Below are 6322 nucleotides of genomic sequence, written 5' to 3' on the forward strand. Positions count from 1 at the left end.
GGTAAAGGAATGGTTTTTCCCTCGAAGCTCAAAGGATGCGTCTAACCGCTTTTGCTGAATCACAAGGCTGGATGATTGTGGATGATTACGTGGATGAAGGCTTCTCAGCAAAGAACACGAATCGCCCTGCTATGCAGCGTTTGATTGCTGATATTAAGCAAGAGAAGTTTGATGTTGTGCTTGTATATCATCTTGACCGTTTTGAAGCTTATGGACTTACATAAGGTTGCTTTTTAGTCCTCTACAGAAAGTGTTTGCCACATCAAGTGCTACTGGGAAGAATGTTTACACAATCATTAGGACGCTGGCTCAGCGGGAGCGTGAAACGATTAAAAAACATTTTGATCTTGTTTGTAAATTTTTAGTGATTTCGCTCCTCTACAACACATCTTCCCTCTCCCCTCATGCAAAAAAACCCACCTAAATCAGGTGAGTCATGTCACACTATCCCTTTATCTTCACATCATATGTCTTCAACCAGTAATCCATCTGGATAAAATGAGCAAGAAGTTGAGGGCCGGTCATAAGTTGACCAAAATACGGCTTTGTAAACGCCTTGCCTCCTGTTTCTGCTAGGTTTCGGAGCTTTTCTCGGCTGGCAAATTCGAAAAGTGGACTGTCTTTTTGATTGACGATTTGGAGCATTTCCTTTTGAACTGCTTCGGTGTAGCTTGGGTGGTGTGTTTTTGGGTACGGGCTTTTTTTGCGATAGAGGATGTCATCTGGCAGAAGTCCTTCTAGCGCTTTTCTGAGGATGCCTTTTTCTCGTCCGTTGAGGCGCTTCATTTCCCACGGGATATTCCAGACATACTCGACAAGGCGGTGATCTGCGAAGGGAACGCGAACCTCGAGGCTGGCCCCCATGCTCATTCGGTCCTTGCGCTCGAGCAAAGTCGTCATGAACCAAATTTTATTTAAATAAGAAATTTCCCTGCGGCGCGCCTCTTCACGTGTATCTTTCTCGTATGTTGGCACTTCCTTAATCGTTTCTTTGTAACGGTCATACACATAGCTTGGTAGATTCAGCTTCTTTTGCCATTTTTCATTTAGCATCTCTTGCCGTTCATCAGCTGAGCGCATCCATGGGAAGCCGTCATAATTCATCACGTCCGGTCGATGAAACCAGGGATAGCCACCAAAAATTTCATCGGCGCACTCCCCTGATAAGCCAACAGTCACATCCTGTTTAATCTCTTTACAAAACCACAGTAGCGACGAATCCACATCAGCCATTCCAGGCAAATCTCTCATGATGACAGCTTGCTTCAATTGGTTGGCAAGCTCATCGATTGAAATGACCGCATTATAGTGGTTGGTACCAAATGCTTCTGAAACGATATGAATCCATGGGCCATCGGCATTTGGTTGAAAATCATTCGCTTTAAAATATTTGTCGTTTTCATCATAATCAATGGAATAGCTGCGAATCGCTCCTTTCCCTTGTTTCTCGTATACCTTTGCGGCAAGTGCGGTTAAGGCGCTAGAGTCCACTCCTCCTGAGAGGAACATACCAACAGGGACATCGGCAAACAGCTGCCGCTCCACAATGTCTTCTAATAATTCACGAATATAGGCTGCCGTTTCCTCCACATTGTGTTCATGTGCTTTACTTTCTAACGACCAATACCTGCTCACAGATACCCCATTTCGATCATAGACCAACAAATGGGCTGGTTTGAGCTCTTGAATGTCTTCGAATACTCCGTGTCCTGGTGTCCGTGATGGACCTAGACCCATCACCTCCGCGAGACCTGTTTCGGCGACAATTGGTTTCATATTGCGATGGGCAAGGAGTGCCTTGATTTCTGAGGCAAATAAAATTTGACCTTGTTTAATTGAATAAAACAGTGGCTTGACCCCTAATCGATCTCTTGCCATAAACAAGCTTTCATCCTTGTCGTTCCAAACCGCAAAGGCAAAAATTCCGTTTAGTTTTTCGAGGCATTGATTGCCCCACTCAATATAGGATTTCAAAAGCACTTCCGTATCGGAATGACCTTTAAACTCATGCCCTCTCTTCAATAATTCCTTCCGAATCTCCTCTGTATTATAGAGCTCTCCGTTGTAAGAAATTGTATAGGCTTTTCCATTTACAGTACGGGTCATTGGCTGAACCCCGCCTTCCGGGTCAACGACCACAAGACGGGCGTGACCAAAGGCTGCGTGCGTTGTTGACCAAATGTTCAAATCATCTGGCCCACGATGCTCTAATGTCCGCACCATTTTTCGAACCTCTTCCTCCTCTATACGCATATCCCGTCGCCAATCAATCCACCCCGTAATTCCACACATCTTTTCATCAGCCCCTTTTGGCAAGTGTTTCTCCTGTTTTTAGCTACAAGCTACTTTTCTCTATAACTTTCCTTCATGTTCTTTCTCCCCGCATTCACACACACTATTCTATTCAGTCATTTGTCTAGGTGTGTATCACGATTATGGAACCAGAGTGATGGGGATGGGGAGTGATGGGGAATGATTAGGAATGACGAACACAGCCTTTCATGATAAGGCAAAACGTATGAAGAGCTGATAGAGATAGTCAGGATTCTTCTTTATGAGAAGGAATCGTAGTGGAAAAGATCATTGACGTACGAAATATGAGCAAATCCTTCCATCGATTTTCATTGAACAATCTTAACTTCTCTGTCCCAAAAGCGGTGATTGTCAATATAGTTGTCGCATTTAGTTACTTTAGGATTTACAAAAATGTCGTCCATCCTTGAGTTCAGTCAAGGCTACCACTAGGAAAATTTCCTCAAAGGGTCGTTTTTCCCCTCATCTCGCATCGGATTGAGCGCTACTTGTTCATTGGGTGCCCAATGTCTTGTACCTCGTGCCAAACGCTCTGGATGCTTTGCTTTCGCAGCTTCGTATACATCTTTTCGCTTCTCCAAAATTGCTACATGTTCTCCCGTATGACACTATACAGCATTAGCGGAAGCTGCTAAATTTCATCTAAAGATGTTTTTGTTAGGATAACGAAATAACATTGAGAATACGTAATCATAAGTTAGCTGGCTTCTTTTCTTAAGCGCTGAATCTAAAATATGAAATCTAGTGAGTTTCGAATAGAGTAATAGAGTACTTTACTATTATTATTACATCCAATCCATTAAAGAAAAAAATAGGAGGTACAAAATGAACTAACCCAGGTTCCTAGGATTCTTTTTAACATTAACGCTTTTAGTATTTTTACCTTTTGCTTTCAACGGAAACGCCCAAGAAAATCAAATTAATAACGATGTTGACGTTTCTGAGCAAGAATTAAATTCATATTTATTGAGCTAGGTACACCTGAAAATGCACTCGACAAAATGGATTTAGACATGAAAAAAGAGTTGTATCTAAAATGAAAGATGATGAAAATGTAGAATTCTACTCATTTGAAGAACATGACGAAGAGCTTCCTGAAAACGATATAACTTTTGGTTCTTTTATTTACATGTCAGGAAATAGAATGTACGGCACAGTGACAGCTGATTGGTCTTGGGATAGAAGAGACACTTTTAATGACCATTTTGGATACGCTCTTCCTAATGACTGGGACATAATAGAAGGAACTGAAAGTTGTCGCACTTATTATTGGAATCCAAATCAAAACAGATACGACTATGTAAGTAAATGTGGTGGTCTCCCTGTAGAAGCTAATATGTATGGAGCAGCTTGGAAAACCCATAATGATGCAGTAGGAGAAAGAAGAACAAGACTTTATTTCGACGCTAATGCAATGACTACAAACCCTCAACGTTCAGTTGTAGTAAGATATGCCCATGACGATACTAGTTGGGGAACGGCTTCTGTTGGAGTTAATATAGGCTTATTATTATCTGTTAGTTACTCAGCTAATAGTGGTTCAATTAAAACAGCTGGTACTCGCTTTAATTTCTAAAATTTCATACAAAGCTGTGGTTCTATAACCACAGCTTTGTATGCCAAAAAAGGGGATATTTTAATGACTATGGGAGAAGATGCACTTAGTTTTTTAAGAATAATTTTACTTTTTACTACCTTGGTAATAGCTATATTCCAAGTGCTTATTTTATACTTTATTTATAAAATTTACTCTTTAACAAAAGAAATGTTATCGCAGAATAAAAACAAAAATAAATGAGCTGTATTTTGCAAGTAGACACCCATATAACGAATGTTGCACCATGTGAAGGAATAAAATGAATCCTGGCGAACTAATGATTGCGGCTGGCGAAGGTAGGTCGTGACTCTATGGTGTAACCGTAAAGTAGACTGTTCACACGACCAGTTGCACCACAGACTGTTGCCCTTTTGATATGAGTCGATTCCCCACTTCTGGTCACTTATTATGTTCGTGGGTCGCTAATGCAAGCCTTTTACATGCCCACCAAGCCACGTAATATCCCATGTCCCTACTTGGTTTGGTGATGTGGCTAGATGGCTTTCAGGGATTCTTCGCTCAGACTTTTGACTACAACCTCACTGATGTTGCATCTTTTCTTCACGTAATACACGATAAAACGTTGATTCTGAGGCAATGTAAGTCCCTTTGTCCGCAAGCTTTCGCACAATTTGTGTCGGTGGTAAAGGTACAGGTCTTTTCACAAGTGGACGCTGATCCACCTTTACCTCCCCCTCTGCCACTGATATGGAGTTCCTTGCAAGCCTTCGCTAATCGCGCACCATTTTGGTTGGCTTCTTGGATGAGTTCAACAGCTAATGCGCGATTTGATGGGCTACTCATTCTTCCTCGTCGTCCCCCAAAATCGCTTGGGCCTTTTCCTTCTTTTGTAGTTAGGTTTCATTCATCGCAAACGTCTCCATCACGATTAAAAACTTATCTTGACTGCCCCACTTGTCGCTTGTTGTCCATTTCTAGGCGTTGCCACACCAGCTGCGCATGCTTCCTTGCGCCACTTGTACAACGTCACTTCTGAGATGCCTTCTTCTTTCGAAATTTTTGCCACTGATTCGTTAGTTGGCGCCATCATACGTTGAACCATCGCTTCTTTTTGTTCCTTCGAATATCGCACTCTATTTTTCCCTTTCATATCGATCGACCTCCGTGTTATATTACTTAACTCTAACACTAAAGTATCGTACGACATCTATCCTAACAGAGGGGGAAAGGCTATCTAAACAATCTGATCGGATCAAATGCTTCAGGACAACGTTAATTAAAATGCTCATGAATACACCGTATCCTCACCAAGGGGATATTTATTGTTCGGGCAAAGCTATAAGAAGAAACAAGCGTTGGTTTTAAAGGAGTGACGAAGCACCGTGAGCTGCTTGAACGCTACAATGGTGGATAACTTTTCATCGAGCCGATTAAAATCGATGACTTGCTTTATTATTACCAGAAAGGATCTTCATGATAATGTTTTGGGCATTGGCTATAGTTCTTTTAGGGGCGCTCCTCTCCTACTTAAGCTGCCTATAACCTCGTTCAGAGAAAGCAGCATTAAACCGTCTATCCTTCCTTTCCGAATGAGTGGTATGCTGTTAGATATAGCCCTCATGTTTATGAAAAACATGAAAAGCTGCCGCACCTATTGAAACGATGGGCAGCTTTCATCAGCAATTTTTTTATCAATTGGAGGCATAAGGATGGACCAGCGTTTTTTACTGAAAAAAATCGAGCGGATTGTGGCAAGCTATACGAACGACACGATGATCCCCATCACAGAACAAGAACAAGAAGGATTGATCACTACCATCTTGACACAGGTCCAAGCCGAGACAAATGAAGAACTAGAAGAGACGATTCATGATGTGTGCTATAGCTATTTTTTTAGTGAACAGGACAGAGTTTAGAGACTAAGATGTCCTGCAACTTTCATTAAAATTTGTATAAAGATAAAGAGGCTGTGACGTAACGAACATGTATGATTAAACATGCGAACAATGCACAACCTTAGCGGAGGAAATATACGTAGACTCCTGCGGGATCAAAGGCAAAGGTGAGACCCCACAGTGCGAAAAGCACGAGGAGGCTCACCAGCCGCCCGCGGAAAGCGAAGGATATTTCCGAAGCGATTGCGATGCAGCAACGATCATGACGTTCGGATGTATCTTCAATAAAAACTCGTTTGTCCCAGCCTCTTTATCAAAAAACAGTTTAATTCTCGTCATGATTATTTGTCTCTTTAACCTAAATTATACTTCCATAGCCAAGCAGCGGCCCCTATAGAAAAAGATAAAAACTCGTTAGATCATCCCTAAATAGCAGAACAGATATAATGAAAGCAAAAAAGAAGTAGAAAAGTAAATTTACAAATTTACTTGCATTTAATTTCATTGTCATTTTGTCCGCTATCCATCCACACAGCACACTGTATAGTAAAACAAA

The 6322-nt window shown here is 41.5% G+C and carries 6 protein-coding genes and 1 pseudogene; 3 read left to right on the forward strand and 4 right to left on the reverse strand.

Annotated features, from left to right (window positions below):
• Positions 1-23 precede the first annotated feature (23 nt).
• Positions 24-224, forward strand: a pseudogene (locus BLT_RS24500) (recombinase family protein); the annotation flags it as partial.
• Between the two features lie 220 nt (positions 225-444).
• On the opposite strand, the gene asnB reads toward BLT_RS24500, so the two are convergent.
• The gene (gene asnB / locus BLT_RS0112930; protein WP_026105112.1) at positions 445-2292 is read right to left on the reverse strand and encodes an asparagine synthase (glutamine-hydrolyzing); all 1848 of its coding nucleotides are present in this window, start codon (positions 2290-2292) and stop codon (positions 445-447) included.
• 1057 nt (positions 2293-3349) lie between these two features.
• Between asnB and BLT_RS0112940 the strand changes: the two genes are divergently transcribed.
• Positions 3350-3889, forward strand: coding sequence for a hypothetical protein (locus BLT_RS0112940; RefSeq protein WP_017728207.1), 540 nt, complete (start codon positions 3350-3352; stop codon positions 3887-3889).
• A gap of 560 nt (positions 3890-4449) precedes the next feature.
• On the opposite strand, the gene BLT_RS24055 is transcribed toward BLT_RS0112940, so the two are convergent.
• Both BLT_RS24055 and BLT_RS21935 read right to left on the reverse strand, forming a co-directional pair.
• Positions 4450-4593 (reverse strand): hypothetical protein, encoded by a 144-nt coding sequence (locus BLT_RS24055; protein ID WP_017728209.1) that lies wholly within the window; start codon positions 4591-4593, stop codon positions 4450-4452.
• Between the two features lie 206 nt (positions 4594-4799).
• The gene (locus tag BLT_RS21935; RefSeq protein ID WP_051045249.1) at positions 4800-5021 is read right to left on the reverse strand and encodes a transposase; all 222 of its coding nucleotides are present in this window, start codon (positions 5019-5021) and stop codon (positions 4800-4802) included.
• A 559-nt stretch (positions 5022-5580) separates the two neighbouring features.
• Here BLT_RS21935 and BLT_RS0112960 point away from each other — a divergent pair.
• On the forward strand, positions 5581-5787 hold the full coding sequence (locus tag BLT_RS0112960; protein WP_017728210.1) for a YqzH family protein: 207 nt from the start codon (positions 5581-5583) through the stop codon (positions 5785-5787).
• Between the two features lie 180 nt (positions 5788-5967).
• Here the strand turns inward: BLT_RS0112960 and BLT_RS24060 are convergent, their stop codons facing one another.
• Entirely contained in the window at positions 5968-6105 is a 138-nt protein-coding gene (locus tag BLT_RS24060) for a hypothetical protein (protein WP_017728211.1), read from the reverse strand.
• Positions 6106-6322: the final 217 nt, after the last annotated feature.

This window comes from Halalkalibacterium ligniniphilum (genome assembly GCF_000334155.1).
Taxonomy (GTDB): domain Bacteria; phylum Bacillota; class Bacilli; order Bacillales; family Bacillaceae_D; genus Halalkalibacterium; species Halalkalibacterium ligniniphilum.